The 19,625-nt window shown below is 28.9% G+C and carries 21 protein-coding genes; 19 read left to right on the top strand and 2 right to left on the bottom strand.

Annotated features, from left to right (window positions below; genetic code table 11):
* Positions 1-47 precede the first annotated feature (47 nt).
* Both OW730_RS22435 and tnpB read left to right on the top strand, forming a co-directional pair.
* Positions 48-1,325: an MFS transporter gene (locus OW730_RS22435; RefSeq protein ID WP_271226279.1), complete on the top strand. Its 1,278-nt coding sequence runs from the start codon at positions 48-50 to the stop codon at positions 1,323-1,325.
* 298 nt (positions 1,326-1,623) lie between these two features.
* On the top strand, positions 1,624-2,721 hold the full coding sequence (tnpB, locus tag OW730_RS22430; RefSeq protein ID WP_333781240.1) for an IS200/IS605 family element RNA-guided endonuclease TnpB: 1,098 nt from the start codon (positions 1,624-1,626) through the stop codon (positions 2,719-2,721).
* Positions 2,722-2,741: 20 nt separating this feature from the next.
* Here tnpB and OW730_RS22425 read toward each other — a convergent pair whose 3' ends face one another.
* Positions 2,742-3,179, bottom strand: a complete 438-nt coding sequence (locus OW730_RS22425) for a hypothetical protein (RefSeq protein WP_333781239.1) — start codon at positions 3,177-3,179, stop codon at positions 2,742-2,744.
* Positions 3,172-3,327 (bottom strand): hypothetical protein, encoded by a 156-nt coding sequence (locus OW730_RS26875; protein WP_333781238.1) that lies wholly within the window; start codon positions 3,325-3,327, stop codon positions 3,172-3,174. Before OW730_RS26875 ends, OW730_RS22425 begins: the two co-directional genes overlap by 8 nt.
* Before the next feature lie 200 nt (positions 3,328-3,527).
* Between OW730_RS26875 and OW730_RS22420 the strand changes: the two genes are divergently transcribed.
* The 17 genes from OW730_RS22420 (at position 3,528) to OW730_RS22340 (ending at position 19,553) form a co-directional block, all read left to right on the top strand.
* Positions 3,528-3,683, top strand: a complete 156-nt coding sequence (locus OW730_RS22420; RefSeq protein WP_271226278.1) for a hypothetical protein — start codon at positions 3,528-3,530, stop codon at positions 3,681-3,683.
* A 606-nt stretch (positions 3,684-4,289) separates the two neighbouring features.
* Complete coding sequence (locus OW730_RS22415) at positions 4,290-6,014, top strand: ABC transporter ATP-binding protein (protein ID WP_271226277.1); 1,725 nt, start codon at positions 4,290-4,292, stop codon at positions 6,012-6,014.
* A gap of 39 nt (positions 6,015-6,053) precedes the next feature.
* The gene (locus OW730_RS22410) at positions 6,054-7,337 is read left to right on the top strand and encodes a radical SAM/SPASM domain-containing protein (RefSeq protein WP_271226276.1); all 1,284 of its coding nucleotides are present in this window, start codon (positions 6,054-6,056) and stop codon (positions 7,335-7,337) included.
* A complete protein-coding gene (locus OW730_RS22405) occupies positions 7,334-8,590 on the top strand; it encodes a radical SAM protein (RefSeq protein WP_271226275.1) in 1,257 nt (418 codons plus the stop codon). Before OW730_RS22410 ends, OW730_RS22405 begins: the two co-directional genes overlap by 4 nt.
* A gap of 140 nt (positions 8,591-8,730) precedes the next feature.
* A complete protein-coding gene (locus tag OW730_RS22400; protein WP_271226274.1) occupies positions 8,731-9,192 on the top strand; it encodes a hypothetical protein in 462 nt (153 codons plus the stop codon).
* A gap of 162 nt (positions 9,193-9,354) precedes the next feature.
* Entirely contained in the window at positions 9,355-9,744 is a 390-nt protein-coding gene (locus tag OW730_RS22395) for a MarR family winged helix-turn-helix transcriptional regulator (protein WP_271226273.1), read from the top strand.
* Positions 9,745-9,845: 101 nt separating this feature from the next.
* Positions 9,846-10,199 (top strand): carboxymuconolactone decarboxylase family protein, encoded by a 354-nt coding sequence (locus OW730_RS22390; protein WP_271226272.1) that lies wholly within the window; start codon positions 9,846-9,848, stop codon positions 10,197-10,199.
* Positions 10,200-10,493: 294 nt separating this feature from the next.
* Positions 10,494-12,194, top strand: a complete 1,701-nt coding sequence (gene lpdA, locus OW730_RS22385; protein ID WP_271226271.1) for a dihydrolipoyl dehydrogenase — start codon at positions 10,494-10,496, stop codon at positions 12,192-12,194.
* Positions 12,187-13,182: a lipoate--protein ligase gene (locus tag OW730_RS22380; protein ID WP_271226270.1), complete on the top strand. Its 996-nt coding sequence runs from the start codon at positions 12,187-12,189 to the stop codon at positions 13,180-13,182. Before lpdA ends, OW730_RS22380 begins: the two co-directional genes overlap by 8 nt.
* A gap of 143 nt (positions 13,183-13,325) precedes the next feature.
* Positions 13,326-13,739: a zinc ribbon domain-containing protein gene (locus tag OW730_RS22375; RefSeq protein ID WP_271226269.1), complete on the top strand. Its 414-nt coding sequence runs from the start codon at positions 13,326-13,328 to the stop codon at positions 13,737-13,739.
* 16 nt (positions 13,740-13,755) lie between these two features.
* Complete coding sequence (locus OW730_RS22370; protein ID WP_271226268.1) at positions 13,756-14,889, top strand: alpha/beta hydrolase family protein; 1,134 nt, start codon at positions 13,756-13,758, stop codon at positions 14,887-14,889.
* 45 nt (positions 14,890-14,934) lie between these two features.
* Positions 14,935-15,561 (top strand): histidine phosphatase family protein, encoded by a 627-nt coding sequence (locus OW730_RS22365; RefSeq protein ID WP_271226267.1) that lies wholly within the window; start codon positions 14,935-14,937, stop codon positions 15,559-15,561.
* Positions 15,562-15,580: 19 nt separating this feature from the next.
* Positions 15,581-16,066, top strand: coding sequence for a GNAT family N-acetyltransferase (locus OW730_RS22360; protein ID WP_271226266.1), 486 nt, complete (start codon positions 15,581-15,583; stop codon positions 16,064-16,066).
* Between the two features lie 45 nt (positions 16,067-16,111).
* The gene (locus OW730_RS22355; RefSeq protein WP_271226265.1) at positions 16,112-16,651 is read left to right on the top strand and encodes a hypothetical protein; all 540 of its coding nucleotides are present in this window, start codon (positions 16,112-16,114) and stop codon (positions 16,649-16,651) included.
* A 103-nt stretch (positions 16,652-16,754) separates the two neighbouring features.
* The gene (locus OW730_RS22350) at positions 16,755-17,996 is read left to right on the top strand and encodes an MFS transporter (protein WP_271226264.1); all 1,242 of its coding nucleotides are present in this window, start codon (positions 16,755-16,757) and stop codon (positions 17,994-17,996) included.
* Positions 17,993-18,142, top strand: coding sequence for a hypothetical protein (locus OW730_RS22345; protein WP_271226263.1), 150 nt, complete (start codon positions 17,993-17,995; stop codon positions 18,140-18,142). Before OW730_RS22350 ends, OW730_RS22345 begins: the two co-directional genes overlap by 4 nt.
* Before the next feature lie 74 nt (positions 18,143-18,216).
* A protein-coding gene (locus OW730_RS22340; RefSeq protein ID WP_442945378.1) for an IS3 family transposase occupies positions 18,217-19,553 on the top strand; the annotation gives its coding sequence in 2 pieces (ribosomal slippage) (positions 18,217-18,598 and positions 18,598-19,553; 1,338 coding nt in all).
* Positions 19,554-19,625: the final 72 nt, after the last annotated feature.

Genomic DNA, 19,625 nt, shown 5'->3' with positions numbered 1-19,625 from the left:
GTTGGGATATCCCCTCTTGATAAGATTAAATCAAGGAGGAGATGAGTATGGAAAAAAGAATTGAGAAGGTTGAATTTAGAAATAGAATCTATTATATTGTTGGTAATTTTATATCATTATTTGGTTCTTCCATCTACAAATTTGCTATAGGTTTATATGTATTAAAATTGACAGAATCAGGTTTATTCTTTGCTGGTTCATTAATATTTTCAATATTGCCCAGTATTATAATGGCGCCAATTACAGGGGTTATAGTTGATAGGGTAGATAAGAAAAAATTAATTGTCATTATGGATATAATCAATGGGTGTATATTTTTAATGTTGTTTCTACTGTTCATTACAGATAATATAAGCCTATGGATAATTTATGGTACTAATATGGTTATAGGAGTTTTAGCAGATATTTTTAATACAGCATTTGCATCATCAAAACCTAAGTTTGTTTTTAAAGAAAATCTTATGAGTATTAACTCTATAGGAAGTATAATTAGTTCAATATCTAGTATATTAGGACCTGTAGTTGGAGGATTAATATTTGGTTTCATAGGATTAGAGATGTTTGTGATTTTCAATGGTATATCCTTTTTGATATCAGCCATCATGGAAGCTTTGATAGATTTTAAGATAAATGAAGATACAGAAAAAGAAGTTGTCCAAAATAAAAATAGTGTTGGAATATTGGAGGATATGAAGGGTGGATTCAGATATATCAAAAAGAGAGAAGATGTTGTATATGTTATAGTGCTATTTATAGCTTTGAACTTTTATTGGTCCCTTTCATTAAGTGTACCAATTCCATATATTACCAATAATGTTTTGGGGTTATCTTCTGAGATTTATGGAATTATACAAGGAGGATTCCCTGTTGGGATGATAATTGGTGCAATTTTAGTAAAACGGTTGAAAGTGATTTCATATATGAAAATAATAATGAACACTAATGGGATTATAGGGGGGGCACTTATGGTAATGACAGTTGCTGTGGTAAGTAATCACTTACTTGGGAATTTAATAACAGTAGTAATTTTTACAATAATGATGTGTTGTATAGGGATTTGCGTCTCATTTATTAATATTCCAATAATGTACTTTATGCAAAAGGAAGTAGAAGAAGAATTCAGAGGAAGAGTATGGTCAGCAGCAATATGTATGGTTAATATAGTTGTTCCAATTGGATATGGAATCTCAGGTGTTATGACAAAGGTAACTCCATCGTATACTGCATTCTTGTTAGGAGTGGTTATTATATTGGCTATGAACATTACAACTATAATAAAAATGAATAAGAAGCAAGTCAGTGAAATTATAATAGATATTGCTTAAGTTAATTAAGAAGAAAGGGAACTTATTGAGTTCCCTTTAAAATACTATATTATCAAGTAAAATTTTAACTAACATATATTTAGAAGTATAAATGTTTATAGCCATTAAATATCTATAACTTGTCCTGTTGACAAGTATTTAACGTAACTAGCAGAAGTCTCTCATCTTCTATAAGTGGGAGATGAATGCGTAATCTTAATACTTTTACATGGATAAAAAATCATAAATGTGAAATAATAAGAATGAATGTTCTTAAGATTCATTATGATTGTAATGAAAAGTAAAGGTGTTGAAAGTAATGAAAATCAACAAAGCATATAAATTCAGAATGTATCCAAATGAAAATCAAATAAAGATTATTGAAAAATCTTTTGGTTGTTCAAGATATGTATATAATTATTTCTTAAACCAAAGGAATGAAATATATAAAGCTGAAAAAAGATGTATGAAATATACAGAACAACAAAATCAATTACCAAGTATAAAAAAAGAACTTGTATGGCTTAAAGAAGTTGATAGTACATCACTGCAGATGTCACTAAGAAATCTTGATGCTGCATTCAAAAATTTCTTTGAAGGTAGAGCCGACAGACCAAAATTCAAAAGTAAAAGAGACAACTATAAAACATATACAAGTAATTTTGTGAATAACAATATTGAAATAAAAAAAGATAAAATAAAACTGCCTAAATTGAAATATGTTAATGCAAAAATTCATAGATATTTTGAAGGTAGAGTAATAAACGCTACTGTTTCTAAAACATCAAGTGGTAAATATTTTGTATCTATATGTGTTGAAACAAAGATAGAGTCATTAAAAAAAGTATCGGGGAATGTTGGTATAGACTTAGGGTTATGTCATTTTGCAATATTATCAAATGGTGAAAAGATTCAAAATCCTAAGTATCTAAAAAAGTCATTAGATAAATTGGCAAAGGAACAAAGAAAATTAAGTAGTAAAGAAAAAGGCAGTAACAATTGGAATAAGCAAAGAATAAAGGTTGCTAGACTACATGAACGTATATCTAATCAAAGATTAGACTTCATCCATAAGTTATCTAAAAGAATTATAAGCGATAATCAAGTTATAATTCTTGAAGATTTATCAGTTAAAAATATGATGAAGAATGATAAATTAGCTCAAAGTATTTCAGATGTAAGTTGGTATAAATTTGTTACTATTCTAGATTATAAGGCAAAATGGTATGGAAGAAAAATTCATAAAATAAATAGATGGTATCCATCATCTAAAACATGCAATAATTGTGGTCATGTTTTAGATGAAATGCCAATGCAAATAAGAGAATGGAAATGTCCTAAATGCGATAGCATTCATGATAGGGATATAAATGTCAGTAGGAATATCTTGAAACAAGGGTTATTAGAAATAGCCTAAAAAAATAAGAACCGTAGGTCTTACGGGGATAGCCTGTGGAGAAAGTAGATTGCGAAATCTGTGAAGCAGGAAAAGTTCTTGGATATACCAAGAAGCCCCCACTTCAGCGTGAGTAAGTGGAGGGAGAGTTCACTTTGGTTACCTAGTTTTTCTTGTAGTATTTTAAAAGGTTTCATTCCTGTACAGTGGCAAGTGTAAAAAGTAGTTTTCTTAGAAAGAAAATTATTAGCGATGTGATTAATGAACTCAAGATTTCCACACTTTTTTGTAAATGGATTATTTAAATGAAAACCACTAATAACTGTATTTAAGTTACTAGAAATAATTTGTTCTGCTGTAGATACTATATTAGTTATACCATTATGAGCACAACCAGCAATTAGTGTATGCTTATTATTCTCTTTTAAGATAAGATTCTGTTCATGGTCAAAATCATCTTTTATATATTTATTATTCACTTTTTCTAATAAATAAATCATCTGGACCTAGATCAAATAAAATCTTATGATTAAGGGTTTCTATATGGAGACATAATCCATGTGTGTTTTTGATTTCCTTTGATAATGTTGTATTTTCAACTAAGGTAGTTACTATCAAATTTTTCACCTCACTTTTATTGGGTATCCCTTATTTTACCATTATATCATATATAAATATTGTATAACTTAAAATTATTAATATAATGCTGTTTATAAAACTATAGTAACGAGAATTACAAATAAAGTTTTATGATTTGCCCTATATTTTTATAGGAATTTGGTAATTACTAATAGTAAGCGAATTTTTTAGAGATTAGGAGGACGTCTATGGAAAAAGACATGTATTGTACAAATTGTACCTGTTTTGAGGGGAAAAATGATGATGGAGGTTGGTGTTTAGAGTACAATTGTTTAAGAGGGATTGGCGATATGTGTATAGATCCTGATGATTGGCTCTATGAAGGAAATGTTGAAGGTGAGTAAAAGGTAAAACAACCATACTATGTTTAGTAATGCTTTTCACTATATGAATTAATCATGTAGGGAAAGCATTTGAGGTATGGTTTTTAATTTTTTAGATTCTTATTTTTGTTAACTGGACAAGTTATTTTTTTTCAACAATATTTTAATGATAATTATTGCTTCATATATCTTGGGAATTTGCCTATAATTAGAATTTGATAGAAATTTTATTTTGCAACAAAAAATAAAAATGAAAATTTACCCGAAAAGAAAATTTCTATTTTACAATACATTAAAGAAGAATGATGGAAACAAATAGTAAAAAATACAAATTAACTTATTGAAAAGTTTCTGGAAGATAATGTATAATTTATTTATCGTTAGTATTAATCCGGATTGAAAACGATAAATAAAATATTGATAGGAGGAATAAAGTTATGTTACCAAATTTTGAAGTATTAGAAAATGAAGTTATCGCACCAGGTGAAGGATATCAGTGCCCAGGACCAGGTTGTCATATCCATACAGGCGAATTAGAAGCAGATGAAAAATAGAATATAAATTATTAAGAAGGATAGTATTCAAGAGAATGCTATCCATCTTAATATAAAGAAGAGGTGATGGGTAATGGGCATAAAATTATATAAAAAATTGATTAAAAGAATTTATCCTTTTGTTAAAGGAAATCTTAAAAAGAATATAATAGCTTTAATACTAAATCAAGTAGTAACATTATTAAATTTAGTACAACCTATTCTCTTAAAAATATTAATAGATGATGTATTAGAAAAGAAAGATTTTAATGGAATGTTATTAGTAATTAGTGCAATGAGTATTGCTTTCTTGTTAGGAAATATATTAGGGTATATTTCAAATTATTTTTATGCTGTGTTTTGTTCAGATGTTGGAATAAAGTCTAGAGAATCATTGTTTGAAAATCTTTTAGATAAAAGATTGGAGTTTTTTAATAAAAAGAAAGTTGGGGATATTAGTAGTAGATTAAATGAAGATGCTTGTCATATACATACATTAATTTCTTACGTGATTAACAATGTTTTTAATAACATAATCTTGCTTATCGTAGTATTTTTTATAATGATTAAAATGAATTTGATTCTTGGAGTAATTTCTATTATAACAGTACCTATTTTTGTTATTTTAAACAATTATTTTACTAATAAATTGAGAAAATATACTAAGGTTTTAAGAGAACAGCAGACAAATTTATTGGGATTTTTCTTTAATTGTTTCTCAAAGATACTCTTAGTAAAGAACTTCTGTACAGAAGAACAGGAAATTAAAAAGCATAATAAAATTGGAGTTGATCTTAGAAATCAAATGATAAAGACAGAGATGACGGCCTATACTCTTCATGTAATTGTATCCATTTTATCAAATATGAATAGAATTATCACTTTGGGGATTGGTGGGTACATGGTATTACAAAATCATTTATCAATAGGAGCACTCATAGCATTTAATAGCTATTTAAAATATATATATACTCCAATATTAAATCTTACAAAGACTATTACTGGAATAAATAAAACCACTGTTTCAGTGGAAAGATTTTTTGAATATTTTGATTATGGATGTGAGGAATTTGAGGGTGATATGAAAAATACAGATTACAGCGGAAATATTCAATTTAAGGATATAGATTTTAGCTATGATGATAAGACGATTTTTAATGGAGTAAATCTTAATATACAAGGAAAAGAGCAAATTCTATTGACTGGCAAGAGCGGAATAGGTAAAAGTACTCTCTCATATATATTGAAAAAGTTCTATAAGGTATCACAAGGAGAAATATTAATTGATAACATAAATATTAATCATATTAACATTAAAGAACTAAGATATAATATTGGTTATTTAACTCAAGATCCTTTTATAATTGATGGTAATATTAGAGATAATTTTAAAATCGTTGATCCTGATGTAGGTGATGATGAAATATTTAATGCATTAGAAAAAGTGGGATTAAAAGAATTTGTTAATTCTCTAGAAAATGGTCTTGAAGAATATATAGGGAATAATGGAGCAAATATATCAGGTGGACAAAAACAGAGGTTGTCAATAGCTAGGTTGTTTATACAAAATCCGCCAATTATTATATTTGATGAAATTTTTAAAGGGTTAGATATGGATACAGAAAAGAAAATATGGTTATATCTCAAAGAATTTTGTAGTGATAAGACAGCAATTTTTATTTCTCATAGGATAACTGATATGGATTACTTTGATAAAATTTTCTGGGTAAATGATAAGGATATAAGAGTTTTTGAAGATTATAGAGAATTTATTGAAAATTATAATTACTCAAACGAGGTAGCAATAGAATCTTTTTAAAAATTGATAAGTTCAAATACATAATGGTAGGTGAAAGATATGGATAATAATGAAAAGATTATTGTAGTAAACGAGAGCGTTATAGCTAGAGATATTCAAGGAAAATTTACTTTAATAGATAGAAAAACAGGAGATATATATACTTTTAATGAAGTTATGAAAAAAATATGGAATCACTTACATAAAGGAACTACAGTAAATGAATTAATTGATATTTGTTCTTTGGATAATGAAGATAAAGTAGAGCAATTAATGATATTTTTGGACAAGCTATTTATAACAAAATTAATCTCTTCCCCCAATTGGGAATATAAAGGAGAAAAAAGATTTACACCTCAGAATAGTACTTACGAAAAAATATGTAATCAAAAGAGAGTAGTTAATAGAGTTTTGATTGAGTTAACTGAAAAATGTAATTTAAGATGTAAACATTGTTATATTGAAGAAAGGAAGAATGAGTTTGATGTCTCTAACCTTAATAAATTATTGGATGAACTTAAAGAAATAGGTGCATTAACAATAACATATTCAGGAGGAGAAATATTCAATAGAGATGATATCTTTGAGATTATAGATCTTACATTGGATAAAGGATTTATTGTAAATATAATAACAAACTGTACATTAATAGATGAAGAAATTATTCAGAAGATAGAAGATAGACATATAACACAAATTCAATCGAGTATTTATGGATTTAATGAAATAACCCATGATAGTATTACTAGAAGTATAGGATCATATGATAAAACAATTAATGTTTTAAGAAAGTTAGGTCAACAAAATAAAAAATGTGTGGTTAACTATGTGGTATTTGAAGAAAATGCTAATGAAATTAAAAAAACTAAGGAATTATTAGAAAGTATAAATGTTGAAATGAATTTAGATTATAGAATCTTTCCAACTAGAGGGGGAAGTAGAGACCCTATTAAATTTGGAGTAAAAATGGATACATTAAAGGGCTTATTTAGAGATGAAATTCTTGAGAGACCTTATGATATTAAATGTGGTGCAGGGCGTGAAGTTCTTGTTATTAAAAGTGATGGAGAAGTGTATCCATGTGAGTATATTAATTTTTCCTTTGGAAACATAGCAAACTCATCAATTAAGGAAATATGGAATAACAGTAAGATGATGAAATTGTTAGAGGCAGTTAAACAATATAACCCCAAAGAATGTATAGGATGTAAGTATAAGGAGTACTGTACTAGATGTCCTGCTATGGTGTGGGAGAATCATGAGTATAAAAATATAAAAGATGAGATAATGTGTATTAGAGCAAAATCAGCATATAGCGCTGCAAGAGAGGAGGGGGTAATATGAAGTATCATATTTGTGAAGATGTTACTACGAGGTTAAAGGGGAGAGAGATTCTTGTAATTAAAGGTAAAAATGGTAAGCAGTATAGATTAAAAAAAGAAGTTATGAATATGTGGAAAGGTATAATGGAAGGTATTACTGAGAAAGAAATAGTAGAAGAGACTGGTATTTCACATGAACTCCTTAGTGATTATTTAAAGGAATTTGAAAAACATAATTTAATAAAAAAAGGCGAAGGAAAATTACAAGTTGAAAAGACAGTTTTATGGGAAATATATGATAGAAAATATACAATACACAAAGCAGGGTTAGTTATAACAGATGAGTGTAATTTAAGATGTAGACATTGTTACAATGAATTTGAAAGGGAAAAAAGAGAAAAACTGACTATAGAACAATGGAAAGATGTAGTTATTCAGCTTAAGAATTTAGGGTGTTACAACATAATGATTACAGGTGGGGAAGCCTTATTATATAAGAATATTTTTGATTTATTAGACTTTATTGATCGAAGTGGGTTTACTTTTACAATAAACAGTAATGGTATATTAATAGATGAGAAGATTGTTTCAAAACTAAAAAAATATACTAATCTTGATAGTGTATGTATAACATTATATGGATTAAGTAAAGAGACATATGCAGATTTTTGTAGAAGAGAAATTGATCCTCAAAAGGTAATAAATAATATAAAACTGTTGAATGAAAATGGGATAGATACTATTATTCAGTTCAATTATAATAATAATACTTTTGAGGATGCTTTAGAACTTAAGCAGTTTGAAAAAAAGTATAATTTACAGCTAAATAAGAGTATTTCTTATATATATTCAAATTTAACAGCTTCAAAATCAGAAGATTTTAATTTAAGTGATGAGCAATTAAAACGGTTGTATGATGAAAAAATAATCGAAATTAATGATAAATGTAATCCTTGTACAAGTTGTGGAAGAGAAAGGTGTTCAATAAGTTCAAGGGGCGACGTGTCCATTTGTGAACTAATGGGTGCACATCCAATTGGAAATATTACGAAAAACAGTTTGATGGAAATATGGAGTTCTTTAGAATGTGAAAGGTTTCTTGAAAATAATAATCCTAATCAAGAATGTGACAGCTGTGATGTGAAAGATTTCTGTGTACGATGTGATGGGGTGTCATTAATTGAATGTGGTGATAGAAAGGGGATATCAAAGAGGTTGTGTGATTACACAAGAAAATTAAAAAAAGTAAAAGAAAGTGGAGTTATAAAAAGATAACTTATTAAGATGGATAGTGTATAAGAACACTATCCATTTTTATTGTGAAAAAGCATAACTATTGAATTTTATATAAAAAGATTATAGTATAAATATTATAAAATGATATTAATTAATCATTATGGAATGGAGGGAAAAATGTGGGGCAAACTAATATTAAGGAAATTGAAATAGGAAAAGAGATAGAATTTGAAAGACCCTTTGCAGGACTTCTAGCAGGAATAATTGGAGCCATCTTAGGGAGTATATTTTTTGCTTTAGCAAGTATACTTTTAGGGAGTACAAGTATAATTATACATGGTTTAGTTGGGTATTTTATTGCAATTGTAGTAAGAAATCATGGAAGAGGTAAACATATATTTTTTTCAATTGCAGCAGTAATTTGCACTATTATCTCTTGTATTATAGGACAGTTTATAGTATATATTTACGTGGTGTATTTGGCAGCACAAGAATATGGTGTAAAAGTACTGATGGTTATAAACTTGAATGATCCTAATACAATTATGAATGGGGTAATTTATATATTTAAAAGTTGGACAATACTTTATATTTTATTTGGGGTATTATTCGCTTATCAAAATTCAAGAATAAAGGATTAGGAGTAATTAATTATTAATATATCCAAAGAATGTGTGGATATGTATGGAATTTATTGAACTTTTATCATATTTACATTATAATCATTAAGGATAATATCAACTGGGAGGACGTATATGTTTTTTAATCTAAATAAATGAGTTAACTATATAACAGAGGGAGTCATGAAACAGATCTCTGAATCCTTCGGGCGAAGGTTACAAAATACAGGCATAACAAGAATACAATGGATTGCACTTTATTATATTAAAGAAAATCCTTCAATATCTCAAAGAAGCTTATCTAATATGATGAGTGTTAAAGATTCTAGTATTGGTCGTTTATTAGATAGACTTGAGAGAGATGGATTAGTAATTAAAGAGCGTAGTAATAAGGATAGACGAATTATTTATGTTAATTTAACTGAAAAAGGTCAGGAATTAATTGAAGAATGTTTACCTATAGGTGTTAAATTCAATGAAGATTTAACTAAAGGGATTTCTCAAGAAGAGTTAAGGATATTTGAAGAAGTGCTGCTGAAAATGAAGGCAAATGTTGTTGAAGAGGACGTATAATTATGTCCTCTTTTATTTTTTTGAGATATTGTTTGATATTTACTAAAATGTTTGCTATACTTAATATTGCGTAAGCAAGTAATTCTAGGAGGGGTATAATTATGAAATACAATGTTAGAGAAATGTTAAATAGTTTTGTTGGTGGATTAGAAGGTCTTTCAGCTACAAATCCAGAGCAAGTAGGAGCGTTCATGGGATTATTAGGTGCAGCATATGAGCCTAAAGCAGTAGATTTAAAAACAAAAGAATTAATCAGCATAGGTATTGCATGTTATAACAGATGCGAATATTGTATCGTATATCACTCATACAAAGCATTTGAAGCAGGTGCAACTAAAGAAGAAATATTAGAAGCAGCTATGATTTCAGTTGCATTTGGTGGAGGACCAGCAATGGCTTACTCTGTAACATTATTAAAAGAATGTATTGAAGAATTCGAAGGCGACTTTAAGTAGAAAGATTAAAAACATAGTTGACAGTGGACAATGGACAGTGGACAACGAATGACATTTCTCTACGAGAAATTTTAATTGTATTATTCCTTGGACAATGATATTTTACTCGTTTCATTTGAAATGAAACATTGTAGTTTGAATACAATATTTTATTCTAGATAAAATGAGTAAACCTATCTTGTATAAAGAACAATAAAATGTAGTTTCTGCATAAGCAGAAATACCCATCGTTTTCAACTATCAACTGTCAACTTAAAAAGCACGTGAAACGTGCTTTTTTAACAGGAGGAAATTATGGAATTTAAATTGAAGATAGAAAAATTATCTGGTCATGATACAGAAGGTAAGGTTGGAAAAATTAATATAAAAGCAGGAGAATACCTTAAATCAGGTGATGTTATTTTTACTATTGAATCGGGAAAAGGTGCTTTAAAATATATATCAAAATATAATGGAACAATTAAAGAATTGAATATAGTTGAAGGACAAGTTATTAAAAAGAATGAAATCATTGGAAGTATTGAAGGTGAAGAAGTTAAAGCTGCTGAACCGCAGAAAAAAGGATATACTTTTGGGCTAGCAAAACCTAAACAAGAAACACTAGAGCCAGATGTACTTATTATCGGTGGAGGACCTGGTGGTTATGTGGCAGCAATTAGGGGAGCACAACTAGGGTTAGATGTTGTTTTAATTGAAGAGGATAAATTAGGTGGAACTTGCTTAAATTATGGTTGTATTCCTACGAAATCTATTGCACATAGTGTTAATGTTTTAAATCATATTAAACATGCTGAGGAGTATGGATTTAAAGTTTCTGACTATGAAATATCTATGGAAAAAATAATTGATCGAAAGAATAATGTTGTTAGTACACTTGTTGGTGGTATTGAACATCTTATGTCCTCAAATAATATTAAAGTTATTAAAGGTAAAGCAGTTGTAAAGGATAAGGACACTATTACAGTTAATAATAAGAAAGTTAATGCCACAATTCAGTTTAAGAATTTGATTATTGCTGCTGGGTCTAGTCCTAGTTCAATAAATATTGAAGGGGCAGATTTAGAAGGAATTAGTACAAGCAAAAATTTATTAGAGATGACAGAAGTGCCAAAATCAATCACTATCATAGGTGGCGGTGTTATTGGTATGGAGTTTGCCTTTATTTTAAATGAATTAGGAGCAAAAGTTCACGTTGTTGAGTATATGCCAAAAATTCTTTCTGTTTTAGATGATGATGTGATTGAAGTGGTTAAAAATGCAGCTCTTGAAAAGGGGATTCATATTCATGAAGGAGCTAGCGCTTCGGCTATAAGAAAAACATTAGATAATGAGTTTATTACTGAAATAACTATAGGTGATGACAGTCATTATATAACAAGTGAAAAAGTAATGATGGCAGTTGGAAGAAAAGCCAATCTTGATTCATTAGACCTTGAAAAGCTTGATGTTAAACTAAATGAAAGAAAAAATGGAATTGCTGTTAATGAAAGAATGTTAACCTCAAATTTAAATATTTACGCAATAGGGGATATTACAAATATTGTTCAGCTGGCTCATGTGGCTTCTCATCAAGGTATAGTTGCCATAGAAAATATTGCTGAAATGGATGTATCAATGAATTATGATAATATACCAAGTGCAATATTCACAACACCTGAAGTAGGTTCTACTGGAATTACAGAAAGAGAAGCTAAGGCTAAAGGATTTGATTATAGTATTGGGAAATTCCCTCTTATGGCAAATGGTAAAGCACTTGCAATGGGAGAGATAGAAGGTTTTGTTAAACTGATTTATGATAATACAAAAGATCAAATAATAGGTGGCTCAATTGTGGGTGCTCATGCTACAGATATGATAGCAACAGTATCTAACCTTATTGGTAAAGCTGTAACGAAGGAAGAAGCAAGTCATATTATCTATGCTCATCCAACAACAGCTGAATCAATTCATGAGGCTATCCTAGATATTTCAGATAGGGGACTTCACTTTGGATAAATTAAAATGTAATATATATATTTCACAATCATATAACACTGGATTCAATTTGTCTTTAGAAGAATACTTTTTAGATAATGTTAAAGAACATGAATGTGTATTCTTTTTGTGGCAAAGCAAAAATTCAATTGTTATAGGTAGAAATCAAAATGCTCTTAAGGAGTGTAATATTGAACGAATTAATCAAGATAATGTACAACTTATCAGACGATTATCTGGTGGGGGAGCAGTATATCATGATTTAGGCAATATTAACTTTTCTTTTATCACTCATGAAAATTTCTATTCTTTAGAAAAGCAGTTTAAAGTAATACTTAATGCTCTTAAGAAGTTTGGTATTAATGGTGAATTTAATGGTAGAAATGATTTAATAGTAGATGATAGAAAATTCTCTGGTAATGCATTTATTTCTGAAAAGGATAATAGATTACATCATGGTACATTATTAGTTAATACAAATTTAGAAAAACTAAAAGATTATCTGAATCCATCACAGCTAAAGATTAAAGCTAAAGGGTTTGATTCAGTGAAATCAAGAGTAATCAACCTGAAAGATATTAATAACTCATTGACGATAGAACTTTTAAAAGATAATCTGATTACAAGCTTTGAAGAAGTATATGGTCAAGCAAAAAATATTTATATGGTTGATGAAGTTACTATTAAAGATAATTTGGAACCTTATATAAAAAAGTATTTATCTAAAGAATGGAATTATGATGATACACCTGAGTTTGATATTAACTTTGAGGAAAAGTATAGTTGGGGTATTATAGATTTTAAAATAGTAATTGATAATGGGTTTATACGAAGTTGCCATATCAATACAGATTCAATTATATTAGATAACTTTAATGGACTATCAAAAAATTTAACTCAGGCAAAGGTAAATAAGGATATCATTTTTAAAATTGTTTATGATTCTATAAATAATTCACAATTAAGAAGAGATATTTTTAATTTATTAAAAAGAGAGCTTAATTTATAATCGTAGAAAAGGTTATTAAGAAAAGAGTTGTAAGTGGTATATACTGCTTACAACTCTTTTTTTTATATTATCAAGAATATAGATTATAACTGCCTGGTGGTATATAATGTTATATGTATAAAATATTGGGTAGGTGAGATGTGATGAATAAAATTAAAGTATGTCCTAATTGTGGGGAAGAAAATCCTGTGTTCTCACGTATTTGTGGTAATTGTTCAGAAGAGTTAAAATTCGTTGCAGAAATAGCTGATGATATGAAACATAAAGAGGGATTTAATTTAAAAAAATTCTATATTGAACTTAGTGGATATCCTAAAGTTATATTCTATTTTTTAATCTTATTTTCATTTATAGAAGGCTGGCTGATAATGTGTATGGTTGCATACATTTATGAAGGAATGGGATTTATAATTATACTAATTGGGATTTTGGCAGTTTGTAAGGGAATTGCTGTAGCTTTTGGATATGGACATGCATATCTTGCATTCAAGAGGAATGAGATTAATAAAGAAAATATAGAGAGAATATTTATGGAGATGAATAATAAAGAAAAATAAAGGGGAGGTTTAATAAATGTTTATTGGAAGAAGTGTGAAGATTTTAGAGGATAATAAAAGAAAGGAGGTATATTCTGACAATGAAGAAAATAGAAGAGTAATAATTAGTATATTTTATCCAGTAGATGGAGAATGGAAGCCAGAAGAGCAAGCTTATTATAAAGATTTATACAGTCCATGTGAAGAGGAATTTATTAATAGATTTAAAGATTATCTGAATATAAGTGAAGAATATCTTAATAACATAAAAATAAATACTTATGATGATGTACCATTAATTAAAGAAGATAAAAAATATCCATTGATTATATTTTCACCAGGATTAGGAATGGGAAGAGATACATCGATGTTTAATATTGAGATGCTTGTTAAAAGTGGATATATAGTAATAACTGTAGGGCATCTTTATGATACTGAATTCACCATTTTACCCCATGGAGAGATAATTGAACAAGAAAAAAATATACCGAAATACACCTATGAAGAAAAGAAACAGTTGATCAATATGAGAAAAGAAGATGTTTTATTTGTTTTAGATGAACTTGATAGTTTAGATATTCAAGGTGAAGTATTGGAAAATCTTATAGACCTTAATAGAATAGGGGCTATTGGACATTCAATCGGAGGGGCAACACAATTTGAAGTTTGTAATGCTGATAACAGAATTAAAGCATTAGTTATGCTGGATGGAAGTATGCAGTATCTAGATTTAAGTGAAGAAATCAAATCAGGCAAAAAATTAAATACTCCATTGTTAAATTTCCGAAAAGGATATATAAAATATGAGGAGAGAATGAAGAGGTCTATAGAGTTATATAAAAATGAACTTAATGAAGAATTATTCAAGAAAAGAATAGTAGGAGAGCATGAGGTAACAATACAACAGGAGAGAGGACAAGCTCAATTAAGAAAGTATGTTGGTAATAATAAATCCTTTATAAAACTAAAAAATTCAGAGCATATGACTTTTACTGATTGGTATATAATAAAGAACCAGTTAGAAGAAGAGAATATGATACCTGTTATAAAAGCTCATAAGATAATAAATGAGGTTGTAATAGAATTCTTTAATCAATATTTGTGTGGAAAAGATGGAGAGTATGATGGTTTGATTAAAAGTAATAAGTATGAGGAGATTTGTGAAATTTAAGGTAAGGCAGTATAAATAATTAGGTATTAAGAAAGAGGTATTGGTATGAAGAAAATAATAATTATTCAACATTGTCAGTCAGAGCATCACATAAATAATATGTCGGGAGGGTGGACAGATACACCTCTTACTGATTTAGGAAGAAAACAGGCAGAACTTCTGGGAATGAGATTAAAAAAAGAATTAGAAGAAAATGAGTATGTTTTATATTCTTCAGATTTAATGAGGGCAAATCAAACAGCAGATATAATTGGAAAGCATCTAAGTTCTAAGGTTATAGTAGAAAGAGGACTTCGTGAGATAAACACTGGGATTGCAGCTGGTAAAACTAAGGAGTGGTGTAGTGAAAATAGGAATCCTCTAAAAGGTAATAAATTTTATATAGATTATCAAGAGTTTGAAGATGGTGAGACGTGGAGAGAGTTTTATAGTCGTCTTTGCGATTGTATGGAAAGAATATGTGCTTCAGAGGAAAAGGATTTAATTATTGTTACCCATGGTTGTGCGTTATCATATATAGTTGCATGGTGGATGAAGTTTGAACCTGAAATGTTAGCTAAAGCATATTTTTCAGCATCACCAGGAAGTATCTCAATATTACAAGAAAATATTTTTGGACAAAATTTCTTGAGATTATTAAATGATACATCGCATTTAGCTGAATTGAAATAGAATAATGGGAGATATTTTTATGGAACTAAATATAAAACAAATGAATTATGATGAAGCCAAAGAAATATCAAAATGGATTTATGAAGAAGCCTATTCAATTTATAGTATGGATCAAAGTGATGAATGTATCAATGAACTGCTTAATGGTAATTATTTTTCTGTTTCTGACAGAGAAAATAATCTAGTAGGGTATTATTGCTTTGGTGAGGCTGCACAAGTACCCGCGGGTAACCAATTTGGTGTTTATGATTCCAAAGAATATATAGATATTGGTTTGGGGATAAAACCTGATTTATGTGGTCAAGGCTTAGGAGTTAATTTTTTAAGCAGTGGATTAGACTTTGCAAGAAACAAACTATCAGCAAAAGGATTTCGTTTGACTGTAGCAGCTTTTAATCAACGTGCAATAAAGGTTTATGAAAGAGCAGATTTTAAAAAAGTTAATTCTTTTGAAAGAATATCAGAGAGTGGGAAAATTGAATTTTGGGTTATGGTTTTGTGTTAATAAAGAAATTTATAAGTTAGTATTAAAATTAGAGGGGTAATTACAATGAAAAAAATAATGGGTACGATTATATTAGTATTATTAGTGGGTATCTTGTTAACTGGATATATTTTCACTGAAAAATCTACACAAGAACCACCTGAAGTAAAAATAACTATTGGAGATAAGGAATTAGATTATGTTATTGGGAAGAATCAATGGAATGGTGATAAATATGATAGGGAATGTACCTTAAAATCAATATTAGAAAAGACTTCAGAAAGTGAAATTCCATATGTTAAAATTGATGATATTGTAACAATTAGTTTTAAAAATAACCCGCCAAATAAACTTACTATATTAGATATATTAATTGATAACAGGGGAAATCAAATATATTCTGATAAGGAAACAGTTAGCATTCCTGTTCAGTTAAAACATGGGAAGTGTTCTTTCAAAATAGCGAAACATTTTGCATCTGGTTTAAGTTCATATTATTCAGAAGAGAAAACTGATATTAGAGGTTTTAAGATAATAGCTAATTGGGGTGGAAAGTGGGAAAATGAATGTGAATACGGGTTTGTAATTAAGACAGACTCATTTTAATTATATAGCAAGCAAATAAAATATCAAGAATAGTATTTTGATTATAATTATTCTATATGATAATAGGGGATGAGAAGTATTAATACACGAGTGGGGGACAAGCATGGAAAATATAAATCTTGATAAAATAAAAGTGAGAAAAAAGGGATTATGGTCAAAGAATTTTACTTTATTATGGCTTGGTCAGTTTGTTTCAAGTTTAGGAGATTCTTTTTATGGTATGGCACTAAGTGTTTTTATCTTAGATATTACTGGATCAGTTGCTTTTTTAGGGTTAATTAAAGCTGTTTCCTTAATACCAAGGATTATTATTTCTCCTTTTGCTGGTTCTGTAGCTGATAGTCATGACAGGAAAAAAATTATTATATTATCAGATTTAGTATGTGGTATAGCTTTAGTATTATTATTTTTAGCTGTTAATTTAGGTTATACAGATTTATGGATGTTTCTAGTAGTGGGGATTATTATCGGGATTGCAAGTTGTTTCTTTAATCCTGCTGTAAACTCTGCGATTCCAGATGTAGTAGATAAAGATAATCTAGTAAAGGCTAATTCTTCTTTATCTATTATTTATAAAGGAAACAATTTATTGGGGAGTGCAGCTGCTGGTACAGTAATAAATTTAATTGGAGCACCATTATTATTCCTTTTCAATGGCATCAGTTTTATTTTTTCTGCAGCATCAGAATCATTTATTATAATTCCTAAAAGTCATAAGAAAGATAAAAAAGTAAATTATTTTAAAGATGTAATAGATGGAGCTAGATATGTTATAGGCAACAAGGGATTAGTGTTCTTATATATTATAGTTGCATTTCTAAACTTTTTTGGGAGTATAGGCTATATGTTAGCACTGCCATATTTCAAAATGACAGATGGGTTGGGAATTCAGGCTTATGGTATAGCTGTATCTTTTTCATCGGCAGGATTGATAGTTGGGTTTTCTATTTTATCAAAGATTGATTTTAAAAAAGTGAGTAAGTTTTCACTATTTTTAATGAGTGGTTGTTTTACATCTATTGCAATGATTACATTAGCCAATATTAATAGTGTATATTTAGCTTCTGGCTTAATGTTTTGTAATGGATTAGGAATATCAATAACAAACTCTATTTTACAGGTTACATTTCAACGAAAAGTTCCTAGGGATTTAAGAGGTAAGGTATTTGGATTTAAAAAGATGTTAGGATTATCTTTAGTGCCTATAGCTTTAATGCTTGGGGGGATATTAGCAGAGATTTTCACGACTAGAATAGTGATATCAGCCTCATATCTTATTCTATTCTTATTATTTTTAGTAACAAGTGCAGTTAAAGATATTCGTGACTATATCAATATTGAGTGATAACTATTTTATATTTAGGTTATGATTGTGATGAAATGAGTTTTCCTGTATGTGATAAACATTATGTGACAATCCTTGAAGGGAATAAGGGAATTATGAAATATAAAGAAGGTCTAGTAAATAGTAAAATGTACCCTATAGAGTAGACACTATAAAAAAAGTCTACTTTATAGGGTATTTTTATGTATAATTAAATAAATGAGAATTCGGGGGATAAAAAATGAGTAAAAAGATATTTACAGAAGAACAAATAGAAACTTTGGCACAAAACAAATACGTAAAAAATGTCACTAATAAAGCAATTACGTATACTGATGAATTCAAAAAAATCTTTATAGCTGAGAATCAGAACGGAAAATTCCCTAGAGAAATATTCGAAGAATGTGGATTTGATGTAGATATCATAGGAATTGAAAGAGTAAGATCATCTGGTAAAAGGTGGAGAGCTGCTTATAGACATAATGGTGTATGTGGTTTAGCTGATACAAGAAGAAACAATTCAGGAAAGCCAACAACTAAAGAGCTTTCTTTAGAGGAGAAATATGCACGACTCCAAGCACAAAATAATTTACTGAAAGCTGAGAACGAACTTCTAAAAAAGCTCGATATGATGGAAAGGATGATGACGCGAAAGAAATAAAAATACTTCCTAAGGACAAGTTTATAATAATAAGAGATACAGTTAAAAAATATAACTTGAAAAATATGATTAGTTATTTATGTAATCTATCGGGCGTATCAAGGTCAGGATACTATAATTATTTTTCTGCAACAGCCATGGAATCAAGAAATAAGCGAGAGCTTTGTGATGAAGTAGCAAAAGACTTGATTTTAAAAGCATACAAGTTCAAGAATCGTAAAAAAGGTGCTCGTCAAATTAAACTGACATTAGACGGTCAGTTTGGTATTGTATATAATTTAAAGCGTATAAGGAGAATAATGAGAAAATACAACATTGTTTGCCCCATAAGGAAGGCTAATCCTTATAGAAGAATGGCGAAAGCCACCCATGAGCACAGAGTTGTCCCTAATTTATTGAATAGAGAGTTTAAACAAAATATCCCCGGAAAAGTACTGCTTACAGATATAACTTATCTAACGTATGGTAATAACAAAAGAGCATATCTATCTACGATTAAAGACGGTTCTACTAATGAGATACTAGCTTATAACGTAGCCACTAGCTTATCGCTAGATATCGCCACTGATACAATATATAAATTATTGAATAATAAAGATATTACTCTTGCCCCTGATGCCTTTATCCATTCAGATCAAGGAGCACATTACACTAGCCCCAATTTCCAAAAGTTAGTGAAAAGTTTTGGATTAGGACAATCAATGTCTAGACGAGGAAATTGTTGGGATAATGCACCTCAAGAATCATTCTTTGGACATTTTAAGGATGAGGCTTACATTAAATCATGCACAGCTCTGGACGAGCTTAAAGATGAAATAGATGAATACATGGATTACTATAACAATTACAGATATCAATGGAATTTAAAGAAGATGACTCCTGTATCATTCAGAAATCATCTTCAAGCTGCTGCATAGTCTTTTTTTATAATGTCCTTGACAAAGGGTACATTTTATAGATATGTAGGGTTTTATGTTACAGAGATAGAA

The sequence above is a fragment of the Oceanirhabdus sp. W0125-5 genome (assembly GCF_027938815.1).
Taxonomy (GTDB): domain Bacteria; phylum Bacillota; class Clostridia; order Clostridiales; family Clostridiaceae; genus Oceanirhabdus.
The sequence above is the reverse complement of the archived record's forward strand: the minus strand, read 5'-3'. Positions and strand labels throughout refer to the sequence as shown.